General features: G+C 61.9%; 17 protein-coding genes. 9 read left to right on the top strand and 8 right to left on the bottom strand.

All coding sequences use genetic code 11. The features are described from left to right. Positions 1 to 75 precede the first annotated feature (75 nt). The 4 genes from EKL15_RS20995 to EKL15_RS21010 all read right to left on the bottom strand — a co-directional run bounded on the left by EKL15_RS20995 (position 76) and on the right by EKL15_RS21010 (position 6,512). Positions 76 to 1,470: an amino acid permease gene (locus EKL15_RS20995; protein ID WP_060422516.1), complete on the bottom strand. Its 1,395-nt coding sequence runs from the start codon at positions 1,468 to 1,470 to the stop codon at positions 76 to 78. A gap of 102 nt (positions 1,471 to 1,572) precedes the next feature. After that, positions 1,573 to 3,108, bottom strand: coding sequence for a histidine ammonia-lyase (gene hutH, locus EKL15_RS21000; protein ID WP_019455102.1), 1,536 nt, complete (start codon positions 3,106 to 3,108; stop codon positions 1,573 to 1,575). Next, complete coding sequence (gene hutU, locus EKL15_RS21005) at positions 3,105 to 4,796, bottom strand: urocanate hydratase (RefSeq protein WP_041033306.1); 1,692 nt, start codon at positions 4,794 to 4,796, stop codon at positions 3,105 to 3,107. Before hutU ends, hutH begins: the two co-directional genes overlap by 4 nt. A gap of 375 nt (positions 4,797 to 5,171) precedes the next feature. After that, positions 5,172 to 6,512: an aromatic acid/H+ symport family MFS transporter gene (locus EKL15_RS21010; protein ID WP_015376678.1), complete on the bottom strand. Its 1,341-nt coding sequence runs from the start codon at positions 6,510 to 6,512 to the stop codon at positions 5,172 to 5,174. A 327-nt stretch (positions 6,513 to 6,839) separates the two neighbouring features. On the opposite strand from EKL15_RS21010, the gene queE reads away from it, so the two are divergent. After that, entirely contained in the window at positions 6,840 to 7,511 is a 672-nt protein-coding gene (queE, locus tag EKL15_RS21015) for a 7-carboxy-7-deazaguanine synthase QueE (protein ID WP_047728915.1), read from the top strand. A gap of 30 nt (positions 7,512 to 7,541) precedes the next feature. Here queE and queD read toward each other — a convergent pair whose 3' ends face one another. Then, on the bottom strand, positions 7,542 to 7,901 hold the full coding sequence (gene queD / locus EKL15_RS21020) for a 6-carboxytetrahydropterin synthase QueD (RefSeq protein ID WP_004932638.1): 360 nt from the start codon (positions 7,899 to 7,901) through the stop codon (positions 7,542 to 7,544). Between the two features lie 436 nt (positions 7,902 to 8,337). Here queD and cysJ point away from each other — a divergent pair, with 436 nt between their 5' ends. From cysJ to EKL15_RS21035, 3 genes are all read left to right on the top strand, one after another. Beyond that, complete coding sequence (gene cysJ, locus EKL15_RS21025) at positions 8,338 to 10,140, top strand: NADPH-dependent assimilatory sulfite reductase flavoprotein subunit (RefSeq protein WP_060440759.1); 1,803 nt, start codon at positions 8,338 to 8,340, stop codon at positions 10,138 to 10,140. Beyond that, positions 10,140 to 11,855: an assimilatory sulfite reductase (NADPH) hemoprotein subunit gene (cysI, locus tag EKL15_RS21030; RefSeq protein ID WP_038871907.1), complete on the top strand. Its 1,716-nt coding sequence runs from the start codon at positions 10,140 to 10,142 to the stop codon at positions 11,853 to 11,855. Before cysJ ends, cysI begins: the two co-directional genes overlap by 1 nt. Positions 11,856 to 11,916: 61 nt before the next feature. Continuing rightward, positions 11,917 to 12,651, top strand: a complete 735-nt coding sequence (locus EKL15_RS21035; protein WP_016929052.1) for a phosphoadenylyl-sulfate reductase — start codon at positions 11,917 to 11,919, stop codon at positions 12,649 to 12,651. Positions 12,652 to 12,706: 55 nt separating this feature from the next. Here EKL15_RS21035 and EKL15_RS21040 read toward each other — a convergent pair whose 3' ends face one another. Further along, positions 12,707 to 13,777 (bottom strand): aminopeptidase, encoded by a 1,071-nt coding sequence (locus tag EKL15_RS21040; RefSeq protein ID WP_100396090.1) that lies wholly within the window; start codon positions 13,775 to 13,777, stop codon positions 12,707 to 12,709. Positions 13,778 to 14,037: 260 nt separating this feature from the next. Here EKL15_RS21040 and cysG point away from each other — a divergent pair, with 260 nt between their 5' ends. The 5 genes from cysG to EKL15_RS21065 all read left to right on the top strand — a co-directional run bounded on the left by cysG (position 14,038) and on the right by EKL15_RS21065 (position 18,877). Further along, positions 14,038 to 15,468 carry a siroheme synthase CysG gene (gene cysG / locus EKL15_RS21045; protein ID WP_070914987.1) on the top strand — a complete coding sequence of 477 codons (1,431 nt, stop codon included), beginning with the start codon at positions 14,038 to 14,040 and terminating at the stop codon, positions 15,466 to 15,468. 22 nt (positions 15,469 to 15,490) lie between these two features. After that, a complete protein-coding gene (gene cysD, locus EKL15_RS21050; RefSeq protein WP_004932620.1) occupies positions 15,491 to 16,399 on the top strand; it encodes a sulfate adenylyltransferase subunit CysD in 909 nt (302 codons plus the stop codon). A gap of 11 nt (positions 16,400 to 16,410) precedes the next feature. Next, positions 16,411 to 17,838 carry a sulfate adenylyltransferase subunit CysN gene (gene cysN / locus EKL15_RS21055; protein ID WP_100396062.1) on the top strand — a complete coding sequence of 476 codons (1,428 nt, stop codon included), beginning with the start codon at positions 16,411 to 16,413 and terminating at the stop codon, positions 17,836 to 17,838. Beyond that, entirely contained in the window at positions 17,777 to 18,466 is a 690-nt protein-coding gene (gene cysC, locus EKL15_RS21060; RefSeq protein WP_084826839.1) for an adenylyl-sulfate kinase, read from the top strand. Before cysN ends, cysC begins: the two co-directional genes overlap by 62 nt. Positions 18,467 to 18,550: 84 nt before the next feature. Further along, on the top strand, positions 18,551 to 18,877 hold the full coding sequence (locus tag EKL15_RS21065) for a DUF3561 family protein (RefSeq protein WP_004932611.1): 327 nt from the start codon (positions 18,551 to 18,553) through the stop codon (positions 18,875 to 18,877). A gap of 52 nt (positions 18,878 to 18,929) precedes the next feature. Here EKL15_RS21065 and EKL15_RS21070 read toward each other — a convergent pair whose 3' ends face one another. Both EKL15_RS21070 and EKL15_RS21075 read right to left on the bottom strand, forming a co-directional pair. After that, complete coding sequence (locus tag EKL15_RS21070; protein WP_038871895.1) at positions 18,930 to 19,652, bottom strand: amino acid ABC transporter ATP-binding protein; 723 nt, start codon at positions 19,650 to 19,652, stop codon at positions 18,930 to 18,932. Further along, on the bottom strand, positions 19,636 to 20,355 hold the full coding sequence (locus EKL15_RS21075; RefSeq protein ID WP_042706788.1) for an amino acid ABC transporter permease: 720 nt from the start codon (positions 20,353 to 20,355) through the stop codon (positions 19,636 to 19,638). Before EKL15_RS21075 ends, EKL15_RS21070 begins: the two co-directional genes overlap by 17 nt. Between the last annotated feature and the right edge of the window lie 55 nt (positions 20,356 to 20,410).

The raw sequence follows: 20,410 nt of genomic DNA on the forward strand, positions 1-20,410 counted from the left end.
GGTTTTTTTATGGCCGGCGTTTGGCCAAAAGCGCAATAAAAAACCCGCCGCAGCGGGTTTTATCAGAAGCGAGCGTTACATCTGCTGCGTTGCCGCGCTCACCGGCGAGCCGCCGCCTTTCTTGCGCACCCACAGCCAGTAAGCCACGGTGAGTAAAGCGATCCACACCAGCCCGACGTACAGCGCGATGCGGCTCTCTTCGAAGTAGCCGAGCAGGCCGATGACAAATGCCATAAAGGCGGTCGCCAATGCCGGCGCCACTGGCCACCACGGCACCGGGAAGCTCAGCTGACGGGTTTCCTCCGGCGACAGCGTGCGGCGCATGACGATCTGCGACAGCAGGATCATCAGCCACACCCAGACGGTGGCGAAGGTGGCGATCGAGGCGATGATCATGAAGACTTTCTCCGGGATCAGGTAGTTGAGCACCACCGCCAGCAGCAGAGCGACCGACATCACCAGCACCGTCATCCAGGGCACGCCGCTGGCGGTCAGTTTGGTGAAGCTGCGCGGCGCCTGGCCGTCCTGCGCCATGCCGTACATCATGCGGCCGGCGCCGAAGATGTCGCTGTTAATGGCCGAGATGGCGGCGGTGATCACCACCACGTTCAGCACGTTGGCGGCGGAGCTGATGCCGAGGTTGCTGAAGATCTCCACGAACGGGCTGCCGTTCTGGCCGATGCTGTTCCACGGATAGATCGCCATCAGCACCGTCAGCGTCAGCACGTAGAACAGCAGGATGCGCACCGGCACGGCGTTGATCGCTTTCGGCAGCACTTTGGCGGGGTCTTTCGCCTCGCTGGCGGTAATGCCGATGATCTCGATGCCGCCGAAGGCGAACATCACCACCGCCAATGACGCGACCACGCCGCCGATGCCGTTAGGCATAAAGCCGCCGTGCTGCCACAGGTTACTGATACCGGTGGCGTGCTGGGTTTGGCCGAAGCCGAACAGCATCACCGCCGCGCCGCCGACGATCATCGCCACGATGGCGGCGACCTTGACCAGCGACAGCCAGAACTCCAGCTCGCCGAATACCTTGACGCTGCACAGGTTGAGCGCGCCGATAAACAGAATGATGCTGAGTACCCAGACCCACTGGGCGACCTCCGGGAACCACAGCCCCATATAAATGCCGAAGGCGGTGACGTCCGCCAGGGCGACGATCACCATTTCGAAGGTGTAGGTCCAACCGGTGAGGAACCCGGCCAGCGGGCCGAGATAGTGGCTGGCGTAGTGGCCGAACGAGCCGGAAACCGGCTGATGTACCGCCATTTCACCCAGCGCGCGCATTACCATGAACACCGCCGCGCCGCCCACCAGGTAGGCCAGCAGCACGGCCGGGCCGGCCAGCTGGATGGCGCCGGCGGAGCCGTAGAACAGGCCGGTGCCGATCGCCGAGCCGAGAGCCATGAAACGGATGTGCCGCGCGTTTAGTCCGCGTCTGAGTTGTGTCGTTTCGTTACGCATGTTGCTTCCCGTTAAGTGTTTGCCGAACAGGCACGCGCTGCCCGCGCCGGGTGGAACGCACCCGGCGGGGCAGAACAAACTGCGTGATTCAGAGTGTGATGATTATGCCTGGCTAGGCAGCAGCGCCGCAGGCAGCAGCGATGTCAGGTGACCGGCCGCCAAGAGTTGGCTGGCGGCTTCAATGTCGGGGGCGAAGAAACGATCCTTGTCGTAGAAACTGACATGCTCGCGCAGCAGACGGCGCGCCTGCTCCAGACCTTCCGAGGTCTTCAGGCCGTTGCGGAAATCCAGGCCCTGGCAGGCGGCCAGCCATTCGACCGCCAGAATGCCGCGCACGTTGTCCGCCATGCTCCACAGGCGGCGGCCGGCGGCCGGCGCCATGGAAACGTGGTCTTCCTGGTTGGCGGAGGTCGGAATGCTGTCGACGCTCGACGGGTGCGCCAGCGCTTTGTTTTCGCTGGCCAGCGCCGCGGCGGTCACCTGGGCGATCATGAAGCCGGAGTTCACGCCGCCGTTCTCCACCAGGAACGGTGGCAGCTGCGACATGTGCTTGTCCATCATCAGCGAGATGCGGCGTTCGGACAGCGAACCGATTTCGGCAAACGCCAGCGCCAGGTTATCGGCGGCCATCGCTACCGGTTCGGCGTGGAAGTTGCCGCCGGACAGCACGTCGCCCTGTTCGGCGAACACCAGCGGGTTATCGGAGACGGCGTTGGCTTCGATTTCCAGCACCTCAGCGGCCTGGCGGATCTGCGTCAGGCAGGCGCCCATTACCTGTGGCTGGCAGCGCAGGGAGTAAGGATCCTGCACTTTTTCACAGTTGCGGTGCGAGTCGGAGACTTCGCTGCGCGCGCCGAGCAGGTGGCGATAGGCGAGGGCGGCGTCGATCTGGCCGCGCTGGCCGCGCACCTCGTGGATACGCGCATCGAACGGGCTGCGAGAGCCCAGCGCCGCTTCCACCGTCAGGCTGCCCGCCACGGTCGCGGCGGCGAACAGATCTTCGGCATCGAACAGGCCGCGCAGCGCGAAGGCGGCGGAGACCTGGGTGCCGTTCAGCAGCGCCAGGCCCTCTTTCGCCGCCAGCGTCAGCGGTTTCAGGCCGGCTTTGGCCAGCGCTTCGGTCGCCGGCAGCCATTGGCCCTGATGGCGCGCCTGGCCTTCGCCCAGCAGCACCAGGCTCATGTGCGCCAGCGGCGCCAGGTCGCCGGAGGCGCCGACGGAGCCTTTCAGCGGAATATGTGGATAAACTTCGGCGTTGACCAGCGCGATCAGTGCCTGAATGACTTCCAGACGAATGCCGGAGAAGCCGCGCGACAGGCTGTTGATCTTCAGCACCATGATCAGGCGCACCAGGTTGTCATCGGTCGGCTCGCCCACGCCGGCGGCGTGTGACAGCACGATCGAACGCTGCAGGTTTTCCAGATCGTCGCGGGCGATGCGCGTCGAAGCCAGCAGGCCAAATCCGGTGTTGATGCCGTAAGTGGTGCGGTTTTCTTCAACGATGCGTTCCACGCAGGCCACGCTCTGCTGGATTGGCGCGTAGGCGTTGTCGTCCAGCGTCAGCGTCACCGGGTGTTGATAGACGTCGCGTAGCTGGGCCAGCGTCAGTTTGCCTGGGCGAATAGTCAGCGCTTTCATGCTTTTTCTCCTTGGGTCGCGGCAACCATCGGCAGGTTCAGGCCTTGCTCACGGGCGCAGTCGATAGCGATATCGTAACCGGCGTCGGCGTGACGCATGACCCCGGTAGCCGGGTCATTGTGCAGGACGCGGGCGATGCGCTCGGCGGCCTCGTCGGTGCCGTCGCAGACGATCACCATGCCGGAGTGTTGGGAGAAGCCCATGCCGACGCCGCCGCCGTGGTGCAGGGAAACCCAGGTGGCGCCGCTGGCGGTGTTCAGCAGGGCGTTCAGCAACGGCCAGTCGGAAACCGCATCGGAACCGTCTTTCATCGCTTCGGTTTCACGGTTCGGGCTGGAAACGGAGCCGGAATCCAGGTGGTCGCGGCCGATGACGATCGGGGCGGACAGTTCGCCGCGGCGCACCATCTCGTTGAACGCCAGGCCCAGCTTGGCGCGCTGGCCAAGGCCAACCCAGCAGATGCGCGCCGGCAGACCCTGGAAGCTGATGCGCTCGCGCGCCATGTCCAGCCAGCGGTGCAGGTGTTCGTCATCCGGGATCAGCTCTTTCACCATGGCGTCGGTTTTGTAGATGTCCTGCGGATCGCCGGACAGCGCCGCCCAGCGGAACGGCCCGATACCGCGGCAGAACAGCGGACGGATGTAGGCCGGCACGAAGCCCGGGAAGTCGAAGGCGTTGTCGACGCCGGTTTCTTTCGCCATCTGGCGAATGTTGTTGCCGTAGTCGAAGGTCGGCACGCCCATCTGCTGGAACGCCAGCATGGCTTTGACGTGATCGGCCATCGACTGTTTGGCGGCGGCGACCACTTTAGCCGGCTCGGTCTGGGCGCGCTGGCGATACTCTTCCCAGCTCCAACCCTTCGGCAGGTAGCCGTTCAGTGGATCGTGGGCGCTGGTCTGATCGGTGACCATGTCCGGGCGCACGCCGCGGCGAACCAGCTCCGGTAGAATTTCCGCCGCGTTGCCGCACAGGGCGATGGAGATGGCTTTGCCTTCTGAGGTGTATTTTTTGATGCGAGCCAGCGCGTCATCCAGATCGTTGGCCTGCTCATCGACGTAGCGGGTTTTCAGGCGGAAATCGATGCGGCTCTGCTGACATTCGATGTTCAGCGAGCAGGCGCCCGCCAGCGTCGCGGCCAGCGGCTGCGCGCCGCCCATGCCGCCCAGGCCGGCGGTCAGTACCCAGCGGCCCTGCAGGCTGCCGTCGTAATGCTGGCGGCCCGCTTCGACGAAGGTCTCATAGGTGCCCTGAACGATGCCCTGGCTGCCGATGTAGATCCAGCTGCCGGCGGTCATCTGGCCATACATGGCCAGGCCTTTGGCGTCCAGTTCGTTGAAGTGTTCCCAGGTCGCCCAGTGCGGCACCAGGTTGGAGTTGGCGATCAGCACGCGCGGGGCGTTGCTGTGGGTTTTGAAGACGCCGACCGGCTTGCCGGACTGCACCAGCAGGGTTTCGTCTTCTTCCAGCGTTTTCAGGGTTTCGACGATCTTGTCGTAGCAATCCCAGTCGCGTGCGGCGCGGCCGATGCCGCCGTACACCACCAGCTCGTGTGGGTTCTCCGCAACTTCAGGATCGAGGTTGTTCATCAGCATGCGTAACGGCGCTTCGGTCAGCCAGCTTTTTGCGTTTAATTGTGTGCCGCGTGGCGCGCGTACATCGACATTGCGAACTTTGTTATTTGTAGTCACAGCAGTTTCCTCAAACAGTATCGGTGCAGATTCCATGCCGCGGTGGGGATGAGTACCACGGCATAACAATGCGTAGGGCTTATTAACATATACTTGTATGTACAAGCATATGCAACACTGACCAGTTGCCGCTGAAAAGTGGCATAAGAAAAAGTTATTTTCTTTTTATATCAGGTTGATATGCGATTTTTCATCGCCGGCTTCATGTACGAAAAGCCGGAGAAAAGTGAGCTGTTCGGCAAAAATGAATTAAAAATGACTCATTTTTGGGCGGCTAGTCACAATATTTTTACAGACTGATTACAGTTGGCGGCGGAGGATAAACAAGCCCTATCACCGCGGGAAGAAAGCCCGCCGTGGGCGGGCTTGCCAGGCTCAGGCGGCCGGTTGCAACATCGGCTTGCGGCTCATCTTGCACACCGTGGCGATGGCGGCGATCAGCGCCGGAACGCACAGGAACATCAGGATGCTCTGCACTTCCCACTGCATCGCCAGCAGTTGGGCGCCCATCATGGTGCCGGCGACGCCGCCGAAGCGGCCGATGCCCTGCATCCAGGCGATGCCGGTGGCGCGGCTGTGGGTGGGGTAGAAGGTGGCCGCCAGCGTTTGCAGCCCGGACTGCGCACCGTTCATGGTGACGCCCATCAGGAAGATGAAGGCGCCCAGCAATACGATCTGCTTGTCTTCGGTCGCCATCGCCACGATCAGCAGGGCGGTGACGACAAAGCCGCTCGAGACGACCTTGTGCGCATTCCAGCGATCCATCAGCCAGCCGGCTACCAGGATGCCGAGCGTGCCGCCGAAGGTGAACAGTGAGGTGAGCATCGCCGACTGTTCCAGCTGATAGCCCAGCCCCTGCATCAGGATTGGCATCCAGCTCAGCAACACGTAGTAGATCACCAGCCCCATGAAGTAGGTCACCCACAGCATCAGCGTGCCGAGCAGGTAAGGGCGGCTGAACAGCAGGCCGACGCTGGTCTTGGCCTGCGTCAGCTTCTCTTCGTACAGATAAAAACGCGTCACGCCGTCAAGGCTCTGGCTGACGAAGCGTTGCGCGATGCGCTTGATCTTCGCCGCATCCTGCCCGCGGTTGACCATATATTTGACCGATTCCGGCAGCAGCAGGATCAGCAAGACCGTCAACGCCAGCGGCGCAATGGCGCCGAGCAACAGCACGCTGTGCCAGCCGTAGCTCGGGATCAGCCACGATGAAATGGCACCGCCGCCGGCCGCGCCCAGCGGAAAGCCGCAGTACATGGTATTGATCGCCAGCGAACGGCAGCGCTGCGGCGCGTATTCGGAGATCAGCGTGATGGCGTTGGGCATCGCCGCTCCCAGCCCGAGGCCGGTGAGGAAACGCCACAGCGTCAGGCTATTGAGCGAGCCGGCGTAGGCGGTGGCCAGGCTCGACAGGCCGAAGAACAGGCAGGAAAACACCAGCACGCGCTTGCGGCCGATGCGGTCGGAGATTGGCCCGGCGATCAGCGCGCCGAGCGACAGCCCCAGCAGCGCGGCGCTCAGCACCGGCCCCAGATCCTGTTTGACGATGCCCCAGTCTTTGGCGACCGAGGGGGCGATATAGCCCATGGCGGCGGTATCAAAACCGTCGATGGCGAGGATCAGGAATCCGAGAATGATCAGGGTCCAGTGAAACAGCGAAAACTTGCTGTCGTCGATGGCCTGCTGAATGTTCAACTCGCTGGTGGAATGAGTCATGGCACCCTCTAAACGCAGATGTAGTCGTGATGGATGGAACGTGGCCGAAACTGGCGCTCGGCTTGTGTTTGCTTGTATATACATCTGCGCGTCGGCGCTTTATGTCAAATATAATTATCTTATTTGTTAACTGCGTGTTGTTTTCTGTGGAGCAGGTTGCACCGCGGATGAAAGGCCAAAGCACGACTCACAAATTAAATGAGCGCCATTGGCGGTGGGATATGCTGGCGGCGGCGCGGAGAATAAAATTTAATACAATTTTGGCCGTTTGGTCGGCGGGCCGGAATCTGCGATAATCGCTTTTTACTTTTCCAGATTGAGAAACCGATGCAGTACCCGATCAATGAGATGTTCCAAACCTTGCAGGGCGAAGGCTTTTTCACCGGCGTGCCGGCCATTTTTATCCGCCTGCAGGGCTGCCCGGTAGGGTGCAGTTGGTGCGATACCAAACATACCTGGGAAAAGGAAGCCAATCGGGAAGTCGACCTGCAACGGATCCTGGTCAAAACAGAGGAAAGCGACGCCTGGGGCAATGCCGGCGCCGAGCAGCTGCTGGCGGTGATGCGCCAACAAGGTTACACCGCGCGCCATGTGGTGATCACCGGCGGCGAACCCTGCATCTACGATCTGACGCCGCTGACCGAGCTGTTCGAACAGCATGGCTACGGCTGCCAGATTGAGACCAGCGGCACCCACGACATTCGCTGTTCCGCCAAAACCTGGGTGACGGTTTCGCCGAAGGTGAATATGCGCGGCGGCATGAAGGTGTTGGATCAGGCGCTGCGGCGCGCCGACGAGGTGAAGCATCCGGTGGCGCGCGAGCGCGACATCGAGGCGCTGGACGCGCTGCTGGCGACGCTGCAGGACGACAAGGCACGGATTATTGCGCTGCAGCCGATCAGCCAGAAAGAAGAGGCGACCCGCCTGTGCATCGAAACCTGTATCGCGCGCAACTGGCGGTTGTCGATGCAGACCCACAAGTATCTGAACATCGCCTAAAACCAGGGCGCCTTTGCGGCGCCCTTTCTTTTAACCTTTATATACGCATCCCGCAGTACAGGTCTCTTTCACCATCACCGCAGTCAGTTCCGGCAACTGGGGCTTGAGCTGCTGCCAAATCCAGGCGGCGAGCACTTCGCTGGTGGGATTTTCCAATCCTGGAATATCGTTCAGATAATGGTGATCCAACCGCTCCCAGATCGGGGAAAACACAGCCTTGAGCTCGGCGAAATCCATCACCCAACCGGTGTGGGGATCCACTTCACCGGTCACTTCCAGACGCACCATAAACGAATGCCCATGCAGGCGGCCGCATTTATGGCCCTCCGGCACGTGCGGCAAACGGTGTGCGGCTTCAAACTGAAAATCTTTAAACAGCGTGGTTGCCATTATTACGGCCTCATTGACTCAAAAACCGCCGCATAGTACCGGAAAGCGCGTCTGCTTGCCATTTATACCGTTATGGTCTAGCGCCGCGATAACTGCGCCCGGTTAACACTTTTTTTGTTTGGTGTTTGCGGCACCTATCGGCTGGGGTAATGAGCCGAAATGTTGAACGGTGAAAAAACGATGAAAAAAAGCGCTTTAATTTCATCTGGATAAAAAACTTTGTTTAACGGTTTAAGCGTTATCCCTTACCAGAAAAACAGCTTAGTCATTTTGGTTATGATTTATTGCTATCCCTTATTTAATCGTTGCTATTCTGCTCGGTAACCTTACAAACTCTCCTGATCTTTTCCGCACACCCGACGCAGCGAAGAGACAGCGACTGACACTGGCGCGCGCCTGGCAGGAAAGGCGCTAAGTATAGGAAATAAGTACAGCAATGACGACTCAGGCTCCTCCAACATCTTTGCTCCCGCTGACGCCCGAACAGCTGGCGCGCCTGCAGGCGACGATCGGCGACTATTCGCCGACGCAGCTGGCGTGGCTGTCCGGCTATTTTTGGGGCATGGTCAATCAACAGCCCGGAGCCGTGGCCATTGCGCCTGTCGCCCCTGCGGCTGCCGCCAGCATCACCATCATTTCCGCTTCGCAGACCGGCAATGCGCGCCGCCTGGCGGAGCAGCTGCGCGACGATCTGCTGGCCGCCAATCTGAGCGCCACGCTGATCAGCGCCGGCGACTACAAGTTCAAGCAGATAGCTCAAGAGCGCCTGCTGGTGATCGTCGCCTCGACGCAGGGGGAGGGCGAACCGGCGGAAGAAGCGGTGGCGCTGCATAAATTCCTGTTCTCGAAGAAGGCGCCGAAGCTGAATGATACCGCTTTTGCGGTGTTCGGGCTGGGCGACACCTCTTATGAGAATTTCTGCCAGTCTGGTAAGGATTTCGACGGCAAGCTGGCCGAGCTGGGCGCCGAGCGCCTGGTGGAGCGCGTGGACGCCGACGTGGAGTACCAGGAACTGGCCGCCGCCTGGCGCAAACAGGTGGTATCGGTGCTGAAGGCGCGCGCGCCGGCGGAAAGCGCCGCGCCGGGCGTGTTGGCCAGCGGCGCGGTCGATCTGATCGACAGCAGCCCGTACAGCAAGGAACAGCCGCTCACCGCCCAACTGGCGGTCAATCAGAAAATTACCGGCCGCGCGTCGGATAAAGACGTGCGCCATATCGAGATCGATCTGGGCGACTCCGGCCTGCGCTATCAGCCGGGCGATGCGCTCGGCGTATGGTTCGACAACGATCCGGCGCTGGTGGACGAACTGGTGCAGCTGTTGTGGCTGAAAGGCGACGAGCCGGTCGAGGTGGAAGGGCAAACCCTGCCGCTGGCGCAGGCGCTGCGCAGCCATTTCGAACTGACGCAGAACACCACGCCGATCGTCGATAAATACGCCGCGCTGTCGCGCGACGAAACGCTGATCGGCCTGTTGGCGGATAAAGCCGCGCTGCAGCACTATGCGCACAACACGCCGATCGTTGACATGGTGCGTCAGGCGCCGGCGGACCTGAGCGCCGAACAGCTGGTCGGTCTGCTGCGCCCGCTGACGCCGCGCCTGTACTCCATCGCCTCTTCGCAGGCGGAGAACGAAAGCGAAGTGCACATCACCGTAGGCGTGGTGCGTTACGACATCGACGGGCGCGCCCGCAGCGGCGGCGCCTCCGGCTTCTTGGCGGATCGCCTGGAGGAGGACGGCGACGTGCGGGTGTTTATCGAACACAACGACAACTTCCGCCTGCCGGCCAATCCGGAAGCGCCGGTGATCATGATCGGCCCGGGCACCGGCATCGCGCCGTTCCGCGCCTTTATGCAGCAGCGCGACGCCGACGGCGCCGGCGGCAAGAACTGGCTGTTCTTCGGCAACCCGCACTTTACCGAAGATTTCCTGTATCAGGTCGAATGGCAGCGCTATGTGAAAGACGGCCTGCTGACCCGCATCGATCTGGCCTGGTCCCGCGACCAACAACATAAAATATACGTACAAGACAAACTGCGCGAACAGGGCGCGGAAGTGTGGCGCTGGATTCAGGAAGGCGCGCACATTTACGTCTGCGGCGATGCCAATCGCATGGCGAAAGACGTGGAAAACACATTACTGGAACTGGTGGCCGAGCACGGTGGCATGGATACCGAGCAGGCGGATGAATTTTTAAGTGAGCTGCGCCTTGAGCGCCGTTATCAGCGAGATGTTTACTGATGAGTGATAAACACCCCGGGCCTTTGGTAGTCGAAGGCAAACTGGCCGATGCGGAGCGCATGAAGAAGGAGAGCCACTTCCTGCGCGGCACCATCGCCGAAGATTTGAATGACGGCCTGACCGGCGGCTTCAACGGCGACAACTTCCTGCTGATCCGTTTTCACGGCATGTATCAGCAGGATGACCGCGATATTCGCGCCGAACGCGCCGAGCAGAAGCTGGAGCCGCGCCACGCCATGATGCTGCGCTGCCGCCTGCCGGGCGGCATCATCAGCCCGCAGCAGTGGCTGGGCATCGACAAGTTCGCGCAGGAGAGCACGCTGTACGGCAGCATTCGCATCACTAACCGCCAGACGTTCCAGTTTCACGGCATTCTGAAAGGCAACGTCAAACCGGTGCACCAGCTGCTGAACCGCCTGGGGCTGGACGCGCTGGCGACCGCCAACGACGTGAACCGCAACGTGCTGTGCACCTCCAACCCGGTGGAGTCCGAGCTGCATCAGGAAGCCTACGAGTGGGCGAAGAAGATCTCCGAACACCTGCTGCCGCGCACCCGCGCCTACGCCGAGGTGTGGCTGGATCAGGAGAAGGTGGCCACTACCGACGAAGAGCCGATTCTGGGGCCGACCTACCTGCCGCGTAAGTTCAAAACCACGGTGGTGATCCCGCCGCAGAACGACGTCGATCTGCACGCCAACGACATGAACTTCGTGGCGATCGCCGAAAACGGCAAGCTGGTAGGCTTCAACCTGCTGGTGGGCGGCGGGTTGTCCATCGAGCACGGCAACAAGAAAACCTACGCGCGCCAGGCCAGCGAGTTCGGCTACATTCCACTCGAACATACGCTGGCGGTCGCGGAGGCCGTGGTGACCACGCAGCGCGACTGGGGCAACCGCACCGATCGCAAGAACGCCAAAACCAAATACACGCTGGAACGTGTCGGGGTGGACGTTTTCCGCGCCGAAGTGGAAAAGCGCGCCGGCATCACCTTCGCGCCGATCCGGCCGTATGAATTCACCGGCCGCGGCGATCGCATCGGTTGGGTGAAGGGCATCGACGATCAGTGGCACCTGACGCTGTTTATCGAGAACGGCCGCCTGCTGGACTATCCGGGGCGCCCGCTGAAGACCGGCATGGCGGAGATCGCCAAGATCCATAAAGGCGACTTCCGTCTGACGGCGAACCAAAACGTGATCATCGCCGGCGTGCCGGAAAGCGAGAAGGCAAAGATCGAAGCCCTGGCGCGCGATCATGGCCTGATCGACGACGAGATCAGCGAGCAACGCAAGAACTCGATGGCCTGCGTATCGTTCCCGACCTGCCCGTTGGCGATGGCGGAGGCCGAGCGCTTCCTGCCGCAGTTCGTCACCAAGGTGGAAGGGATCATGCATCGGCACGGGGTGGGCGACGAGCATATCGTGCTGCGCATCACCGGCTGCCCGAACGGCTGCGGCCGCGCGCTGCTGGCGGAGCTGGGGCTGGTGGGCAAGGCGGTCGGCCGCTATAACCTGCATTTGGGCGGCAACCGCGAAGGCACGCGCATTCCGCGCATGTACCGCGAGAACATCAACGAAGACGAGATCCTGAGCGAGATCGACCTGTTGGTGGGGCGCTGGGCGAAGGAGCGCAACGCCGGCGAAGGCTTCGGCGACTTCACCGTTCGCGCGGGCATCGTCAAACCGGTGCTGGATCCGGCGCGAGATTTCTGGGAGTGAGGCCGGGCGGTCCCTGGGCAGAGGGGCCGCACAGGTAATTTCAAGTAGCAGGAGAGACAACATGGCTGAATTCGATCTGGCGGCGCTGAACGCGTTGCCCAAATCCGGGCAGGCGCTGGCATTGGCGGTGGTCAACGGCCAACTGGAGACCCTCAGCGCCGAACAGCGCGTTGCATGGGCGCTGGAGCATCTGCCCGGCGAGTTCGTACTCTCGTCCAGTTTCGGCATTCAGGCGGCGGTGTGTCTGCACCTGGTGACGCGCATCCGGCCGGATATCCCGGTGATCCTGACCGACACCGGTTACCTGTTCCCGGAAACCTACCGCTTTATCGATCAACTGACCGACCAGCTGAAGCTGAATCTGCAGGTGTTCCGCGCCGAACAGTCTCCCGCCTGGCAAGAGGCGCGCTACGGCAAGCTGTGGGAACAGGGCGTGGAAGGGATTGAAAAGTACAACCAGATCAACAAGGTTGAGCCGATGAACCGCGCGCTGGAGACGCTGGGGGCACAGAGCTGGTTCGCCGGCCTGCGGCGCGAGCAGTCCGGCAGCCGCGCCAATCTGCCGGTGCTGGCGGTGCAGCGCGGGGTGTTCAAGATCCTGCCGATCATCGACTGGGACAACCGCAAGATTTACCAGTATCTGACCGAGCACGGGTTGAGCTATCACCCGCTGTGGGAGCAGGGCTACCTGTCGGTAGGCGATACCCACACCACCCAGAAGTGGGAACCGGGCATGAGCGAGGAAGAGACGCGTTTCTTCGGGCTGAAGCGCGAGTGCGGCCTGCACGAAGGCTAAACGAGGCGAATCACACGACAGGGCTCAGCAATGCTGGGCCCTGTTTTTTTGCGGGCTACTTTTTCTTCTGTGCTTTCGGCGGGTGCGCCTGTGCCAGCTCTTTGATCAGCGGCAGCAGGATCTGCACGCTGTCGCGGCTGCGTTTGTCGATCCGCCCCGGCAGGTAGCGATCCAGGTACTGCAGGTTGTCATACTGCGGGCGGTGCCAGGTAATGCCCTGCGGGAAGTGCGGGCTGACGGCGCGCTGCTGGTAGCCGTCTTTATCGCCCAGCGACCAGTTGGTGGCCTCCACCGACAGCACCGGGATGCCTGCGGCGTCGAATACCTCTTGATCGGAGCAGCAGCCGGTGCCCTTCGGATGCTGTGCGCTACCCGGATTGCTGGCGGCGGCGATGCCGTAGCGATGGGCGATATCCAGCGCGCGATCGCGGGAGCGTTTCGCCACCTGCGGCGGCGTGTTGCGCCCGGCGTTGAAGTACAGACGATCGCCGGTGATCAGGCTGTCGAGGTTGATCACCAGCACGGTGTTGCTTTTCTCTTCCGCGCTCATGCGTTGCAGGTAGTTCTGTGCGCCCAGCGAGCCGAGCTCTTCGGCGCTGGTGGCGACGAAGCGCAGGCCGTAGGCGGTGGGGATGCTTTTCAGGCGCTCCGCCAGTTCCAGCATCACGCCGATGCCGGAGGCGTTGTCGTCGACGCCCTGCAGCGTCAGGCCGCCGAGGTTGTTATCCAGATCTTCGTCGCTCTGCGGCGTGTAGGTGTCGAAGTGGGCGACGATCACTATCTGTTTCGGACTGTCGCCGTTGCGGGCGGCGATCACCGAGCTGGCGGTGACGTTGTTCCAGTTCTTCTTGCCGTCTTTGCTGGTGTAGAGATAGCGCGTGTTGACGCTGCGAATGTCGCTTTGGTAACCCATCTTGCCGAACTGCTGCTTCAGGTAGTCGGCGGTGAGCAATTCGGCCGGGCTGCCCGCCATGCGGCCGGGGAAGTAAGTGGCGATGTGGCGGGTCTGTTCGGCGGCGAAACGGCCCATTGGCGCGTCTTTTGCGGGCTGTGCGGCACAAACGCTGAAGACGCCGCCGAGTGCGAGGGCCAGCAGGCTGGTCTTCAGGTAAAAACGGGAAAACATACCGAAAAATCCTTCTTTGCTATCGGCGCTGCCGATCATTTTTCTGCGGCACCCAGTATGAGACGCCGGGCGGCATTACACAATTTCCCCGTCTCTTAATTTTCGCGCGAATGCGCAAACCGCCGTGCGATTATCACCGTTTGCCTCCTGCGTTGCGGCCTATATTCCATAAAGGAACTAATCATTCCTTTTCGTCATTTCAGAGGCTAAATCTCAGCCCGTATAGTCACACTATCTTTCTGTTATATGAAAAGGCTGTTGTGGACTATCTACCAATATTCGCCGATCTGAAACAACGTCCGGTGCTGGTCGTTGGCGGCGGTGACGTGGCTGCGCGCAAAGTCGATCTGCTTCAGCGCGCCGGGGCTGAAATACGGATAGTTGCGCAGTCGCTCTCACCGGAACTGGAACAACAACGTCAGCGAGGGCAACTGCTCTGGCTGGGGAAAACCTTTGACCCGCCGCAACTGGACGACGTGTTTCTGGCGATCGCCGCCACGGACGACAACGCGCTGAACGCCGCGGTGTTTGCCGAAGCGGATAAACGCCGGGTGTTAGCCAACGTGGTGGACGACCAGCCGCGCTGCTCGTTCATCTTCCCGTCGATCATCGATCGCTCGCCGCTGGTGGTGGCCGTATCGTCCAGCGGCCAGGCGCCGGTGCTGGCGCGGTTGCTGCGCGAAAAGCTGGAGGCGCTGCTGCCCGCCAGTTTGGGGCAGATGGCGCAGGTGGCGGGCCGCTGGCGCGGCCAGGTCAAACAGCGGCTGGCCTCGATCGGCGAGCGTCGCCGTTTCTGGGAGAAAACCTTCGGCGGCCGTTTCGCCACGCTGGTGGCCAACGGCCAGACGGCGCAGGCGGAGCGGCAGCTTGAGCAGGATTTGCAAAGCTTCGCCGCAGGCGATGAAGGCGCGCAGGGTGAGATAGCCTTGGTGGGCGCCGGGCCGGGCGACGTGGGGCTGTTGACCCTGCGCGGGCTGCAGGTGATGCAGCAGGCGGACGTGGTGCTGTATGACCATCTGGTCAGCGGCGAGATCCTCGATCTGGTGCGCCGCGACGCCGAGCGCATCTGCGTGGGCAAGCGCGCCGGCGCGCACTCGGTGATCCAGGAAGAGACCAACCGGCTGTTGGTGGCGCTGGCGCAGCAGGGCAAACGCGTGGTGCGCCTCAAGGGCGGCGACCCGTTCATCTTTGGCCGGGGCGGCGAAGAGCTGCAGGTAGCCGCCGCCGCCGGCATTCCGTTCCAGGTGGTGCCGGGCGTCACGGCCGCCGCGGGGGCGACCGCCTACGCCGGCATTCCGCTGACGCACCGCGACCACGCGCAGAGCGTGACCTTTATCACCGGCCACTGCCGCCCCGACGGCGATGGCCTGGACTGGGCCGATCTGGCCCGGGCGCGGCAGACGCTGGCTATCTACATGGGCACCATGAAGGCGGCGGACATCAGCCAACGCCTGATCGCCCACGGCCGCGCTGCCGATACGCCGGTGGCGGTGATCAGCCGCGGCACGCGCGCCGATCAGCAGGTGCAGATCGGCGCGCTGTATCAACTGGAACATCTGGCCCAACGGGCGCCGCTGCCGGCGCTGCTGGTGATTGGCGAAGTGGTGGAACTGCACCATCAAATCGCCTGGTTCGGGCATCAATCGCAGACGGAAGGGGCCGCGCGCCCGGCCGTCGTGAATTTGGCATAGGCAAGGCTTTTAAGGACCTGTTATGGACGAAAAACGACTCACTCATTTGCGGCAATTGGAGGCGGAGAGTATCCATATCATCCGTGAAGTCGCCGCTGAATTCGCCAACCCGGTGATGCTGTATTCCATCGGCAAAGACTCTTCCGTGATGCTGCATTTGGCGCGCAAGGCGTTCTTCCCCGGCACGCTGCCGTTCCCGCTGCTGCACGTCGATACCGGCTGGAAGTTCCGCGAAATGTACGAGTTCCGCGATCGCACCGCGAAAGAGTACGGCTTCGAGCTGCTGGTGCATAAAAATCCGGAAGGGGTGGCGATGGGCATCAACCCGTTCGTGCACGGCAGCGCCAAGCATACCGACATCATGAAGACCGAGGGCCTGAAGCAGGCGTTGAACAAGTACGGTTTCGACGCCGCCTTCGGCGGTGCGCGGCGCGACGAGGAGAAATCGCGCGCCAAAGAGCGCATCTATTCGTTCCGCGATCGCTTCCACCGCTGGGATCCGAAAAACCAGCGGCCGGAGCTGTGGCACAACTACAACGGCCAGATCAACAAAGGGGAGAGCATCCGCGTCTTCCCGCTGTCGAACTGGACCGAGCTGGACATCTGGCAGTACATCTTCCTGGAAAAGATCGACATCGTGCCGCTGTACCTGGCGAAACCGCGCCCGGTGGTGGAACGCGACGGCATGCTGATGATGGTGGACGACGATCGCATCGATCTGCAGCCGGGCGAAGTGATCAGCCAGCGCATGGTGCGTTTCCGCACCCTGGGGTGTTGGCCGCTGACCGGCGCAGTGGATTCGCAGGCGCAAACCCTGCCGGAGATCATCGAAGAGATGCTGGTCTCCACCACCAGTGAACGCCAGGGGCGGATGATCGACCGCGATCAGTCCGGCTCGATGGAGCTGAAAAAGCGTCAAGGGTATTTCTAAGGAGCCGCCGGATGAACAACGCAATTGCACAACAAATCGCTGACCAGGGCGGCGTCGAATCCTACCTGCACGCGCAGCAACACAAGAGCCTGCTGCGCTTTCTGACCTGCGGCAGCGTCGACGACGGCAAAAGCACCCTGATAGGTCGCCTGCTGCACGATACCCGCCAGATCTACGAGGATCAGCTGTCGACGCTGCACAGCGACAGCAAACGCATCGGCACCCAGGGCGAGAAGCTCGATCTGGCGCTGTTGGTGGACGGCCTGCAGGCCGAGCGCGAGCAGGGCATCACCATCGACGTGGCCTATCGCTATTTCTCGACCGAAAAACGCAAATTTATCATCGCCGATACCCCAGGGCATGAGCAGTACACCCGCAACATGGCCACCGGCGCCTCCACTTGCGATCTGGCGATCTTGTTGATCGACGCGCGCAAAGGGGTGCTGGACCAGACTCGTCGCCACAGTTTTATCGCAACCCTGCTGGGCATTCGCCATCTGGTGGTGGCGGTGAACAAAATGGATCTGGTGGACTACCAGGAAGCGGTGTTCGAGCAGTTCAAACAGGATTACCTGACCTTTGCCCAGCAGCTGCCAGGCGATCTGGATATCAAATTCGTGCCGCTGTCGGCGCTGGACGGCGACAACGTGGCGAGCGAAAGCGCCCATATGCCGTGGTACAGCGGCCCGACGCTGCTGGAAGTGCTGGAGAGCGTTGACGTGGTCAGCGAGCGAGAAAACCAGCCGCTGCGCTTCCCGGTGCAGTACGTCAACCGCCCGAACCTCGATTTTCGCGGCTATGCCGGTACGCTGTCCGCCGGCATGGTGCGGGTGGGGCAACGGGTCAAGGTGCTGCCTTCCGGCGTGGAGTCCAGCGTGGCGCGCATCGTGACCTTCGACGGCGATCTGCAAGAGGCGGTCCCGGGCGAGGCGATTACGCTGGTGCTGAAGGATGAGGTGGACATCAGCCGCGGCGATCTGCTGGTCGACGCCGGCGAAAGCCTGCAGGCGGCGCAGAGCGCGCTGGTGGACGTGGTATGGATGGCCGAGCAGCCTCTGGTGCCGGGCCAGAGCTACGACATCAAGATCGCCGGTAAAAAGACCCGCGCCCGCGTGGAGAGCATCCGCCATCAGGTGGAGATCAATACGCTGGCGCAGCACCCGGCAGACACGTTGCCGCTTAACGGCATCGGTCTGGTGGAGCTGACCTTCGACGAGCCGCTGGTGCTGGACAGCTATCAGAGCAATCACGACACCGGCGGGCTGATCTTCATCGATCGCATGAGCAACGTCACGGTAGGCGCCGGTCTGGTGCGCGAAACGCTGCAGGCCACCCCGGCGGCGCACGGCGAGTTCAGCGTCTTCGAGCTGGAGCTGAATGCGCTGGTGCGCAAGCACTTCCCGCACTGGGGCGCACGCGATCTGCTCGGTGGTCGATAAGGTGGCCGCCGAACTGAGGGCGACCGGGCCGGACGATGAGAACGTGGTTTGGCATCCGCACGCGGTGACGCGCGCGGATCGCGAAGCGCGCAACGGCCATCGCGGCGCGGTGTTGTGGTTTACCGGGCTGTCCGGCTCGGGCAAATCCACCGTCGCCGGCGCGCTGGAGCAGGCGCTGCACGAGCTCGGCGTCAGCACCTATCTGCTGGACGGTGATAACGTGCGCCACGGCCTGTGCCGCGATCTCGGCTTCTCTGACGAGGATCGGCGCGAGAACATCCGCCGGGTGGGGGAAGTGGCCAAACTGATGGTGGATGCCGGGCTGGTGGTGCTGACCGCGTTTATTTCGCCGCACCGCGCCGAGCGGCAGATGGTGCGCGAAATGCTCGGCGACGATCGCTTTATCGAAGTGTTCGTCGACACGCCGTTGGCGATCTGCGAGGCGCGCGATCCGAAGGGATTGTATAAAAAAGCGCGCGCCGGCGAGCTGCGCAATTTCACCGGTATCGACGCGGTTTACGAGGCGCCGCAGCAGCCGGAAATCCACCTTGATGGCCAACAATTGGTAACAAATTTGATTGCGCAATTGTTAGACGTGTTGCGTGGTCAGGCTATTATCAAACCCTGAATTCAAAAAAAGCGTGTGGCGTTTTTCGCCATGCGCTTTTTACTCTAAGCCGCCGCAGAGCGAGCCGAATAACCAGGGATCACTATGCAAAATGTCACGCCTATCTTGATCGACTCCAAGCAGTCAAAACAGGAGAGAGAGGAGCCTTCTTATTCTTTCCTGGGCGGCGTCAGCGGCTTTGTTTTCTACTGGCTGGCGTTCGCGTTGCCGTTCCTGGTTTACGGTTCCAACACGCTGTTTTTCCTGCTCTATACCTGGCCGTTCTTCCTGGCGCTGATGCCGCTGTCGGTGCTGATCGGCATCACCCTCAGCATGCTGTTGCGCGGCCGTCTGATCCTGACGCTGCTGCTGACCGGCGCCATCGTGCTGTGCCTGTTCTGGCTGGTGTTCAGCTTCTTGACCGGGTGGTGAGAGAGCGGGCGCCGCTGCCGGCGCCCGAAGGATTGCAAAGCGGTGCCGAAGGTTACAAAACTTTGCTCAGAAACGCCTGTGTGCGCGGATTGGCCGGATGGCTGAAGATCTGCTGCGGCGCACCTTCCTCCTGAATGATCCCCTGATCGATAAACAGTACCCGATCGGCCACCTCGCGGGCAAAGCCCATCTCATGCGTGACCACCACCATGGTCATGCCCTCGTGTGCCAGCGATTTCATCACCGCCAACACTTCGCCCACCAGCTCCGGATCGAGCGCGGAGGTGGGTTCGTCAAACAGCATGATCTTCGGCTCCATCGCCAGCGCGCGGGCGATCGCCACCCGCTGCTGCTGGCCGCCGGACAGGCTGTTGGGGTAGGCGTCTATCTTGTCGAGCAGCCCGACCTTGTGCAGCAGTTGCTCGGCTTGCGCGATGGCTTCGGCGCGCGGCCGTTTCTTCACGCTCACCGGTGCCATGATGATGTTTTCCAACACCGTCATGTGCGGGAACAGGTTGAAGCGCTGGAACACCATACCCACGCTTTCACGCATCTTGTTCAGGTCGGTTTTTTGATCGTGGACGGCGAAGCCGTTGACCTCGATCTCGCCGCCGGAGAGCGTTTCCAGCGCGTTGATGCAGCGCAGGAAGGTGCTCTTCCCGGAGCCGGAAGGGCCGATGACGCACACCACTTCGTTGGCGGCGATCCGGCAGGAAATGCCGCGCAGCACGTGGCTCTCGCCGAACTGTTTTTGCAGGTTATGTACGCGAATCACTTTTACCGAACCTCTTTTCCATGTGTTGCACCAGCAGCGAGAGCAGGAAGGTGATGACCCAATAGACCAGCGAAATGGTCAGGTAGGGCTCCCAATAGGTGGCGTAGGCGCCGGAGACGGTGCGGGCGGCATAGGCCAGATCCGCCAGGCCGATGGCGGAGGCCAGCGACGAATCCTTGACGATGGCGATGGCGTTGTTGCCCAGCGGCGGCAGCATGCGGCGGAAGGCCTGCGGCAGGATCACCTGGCGCATGGTCTTGCCGTAGCTCATGCCCAGCGAGCGCGAGGCCTCCATCTGGCCGCGGTCAATCGACTGGATCCCGGCGCGGAAGATCTCCGACACATAGGCGCCGGCGTTGAGCGTGATCGCCACTACGCAGGAGAGAAAGGCACCGTAGTCGGCGCGCAGCGCGCGGGCAAAATCGACGCTCATCAGGCCGCTGGTGACCAGCAGGCCGTCGCGCGGGTTGATGAACAGCGGCACCAGCGCGAAGTGTACCACCATGATCTGCACGAACAGCGGCGTGCCGCGAAAGGCGCTGATGTAAATGCGCACCGGCCACTGAACGCCGTAATGCAGGATGGGTTTCCAGATGCCGTGCGGCGCCTGCGCCAAACGGCCCAGCCCGAGGATCAATCCCCAGGTGGTGCCCAGCAGCACGCAGATGATGGTGCATTTGATGGTCATCCAGGCACCTTCCATAAACAGCGGCGCGTATTCCTGGATGATCTCCCAACGGAAGTTCAAAAGGTATTCC

This window comes from Serratia sp. 4542, assembly GCF_016805595.1.
Taxonomy (GTDB): Bacteria; Pseudomonadota; Gammaproteobacteria; order Enterobacterales; family Enterobacteriaceae; genus Serratia; species Serratia nevei.

Excerpts from the sequence above, each read along its gene's own strand:
- EKL15_RS20995 (WP_060422516.1), bottom strand. The coding sequence starts at position 1,470 with ATGCGTAACGAAACGACACAACTCAGACGCGGACTAAACGCGCGGCAC.
- hutH (WP_019455102.1), bottom strand. The coding sequence starts at position 3,108 with ATGAAAGCGCTGACTATTCGCCCAGGCAAACTGACGCTGGCCCAGCTA.
- EKL15_RS21010 (WP_015376678.1), bottom strand. The coding sequence starts at position 6,512 with ATGACTCATTCCACCAGCGAGTTGAACATTCAGCAGGCCATCGACGAC.
- queE (WP_047728915.1), top strand. The coding sequence starts at position 6,840 with ATGCAGTACCCGATCAATGAGATGTTCCAAACCTTGCAGGGCGAAGGC.
- queD (WP_004932638.1), bottom strand. The coding sequence starts at position 7,901 with ATGGCAACCACGCTGTTTAAAGATTTTCAGTTTGAAGCCGCACACCGT.
- cysJ (WP_060440759.1), top strand. The coding sequence starts at position 8,338 with ATGACGACTCAGGCTCCTCCAACATCTTTGCTCCCGCTGACGCCCGAA.
- cysI (WP_038871907.1), top strand. The coding sequence starts at position 10,140 with ATGAGTGATAAACACCCCGGGCCTTTGGTAGTCGAAGGCAAACTGGCC.
- EKL15_RS21035 (WP_016929052.1), top strand. The coding sequence starts at position 11,917 with ATGGCTGAATTCGATCTGGCGGCGCTGAACGCGTTGCCCAAATCCGGG.
- EKL15_RS21040 (WP_100396090.1), bottom strand. The coding sequence starts at position 13,777 with ATGTTTTCCCGTTTTTACCTGAAGACCAGCCTGCTGGCCCTCGCACTC.
- cysD (WP_004932620.1), top strand. The coding sequence starts at position 15,491 with ATGGACGAAAAACGACTCACTCATTTGCGGCAATTGGAGGCGGAGAGT.
- cysN (WP_100396062.1), top strand. The coding sequence starts at position 16,411 with ATGAACAACGCAATTGCACAACAAATCGCTGACCAGGGCGGCGTCGAA.
- cysC (WP_084826839.1), top strand. The coding sequence starts at position 17,777 with ATGCGCTGGTGCGCAAGCACTTCCCGCACTGGGGCGCACGCGATCTGC.
- EKL15_RS21065 (WP_004932611.1), top strand. The coding sequence starts at position 18,551 with ATGCAAAATGTCACGCCTATCTTGATCGACTCCAAGCAGTCAAAACAG.
- EKL15_RS21075 (WP_042706788.1), bottom strand. The coding sequence starts at position 20,355 with ATGGAAGGTGCCTGGATGACCATCAAATGCACCATCATCTGCGTGCTG.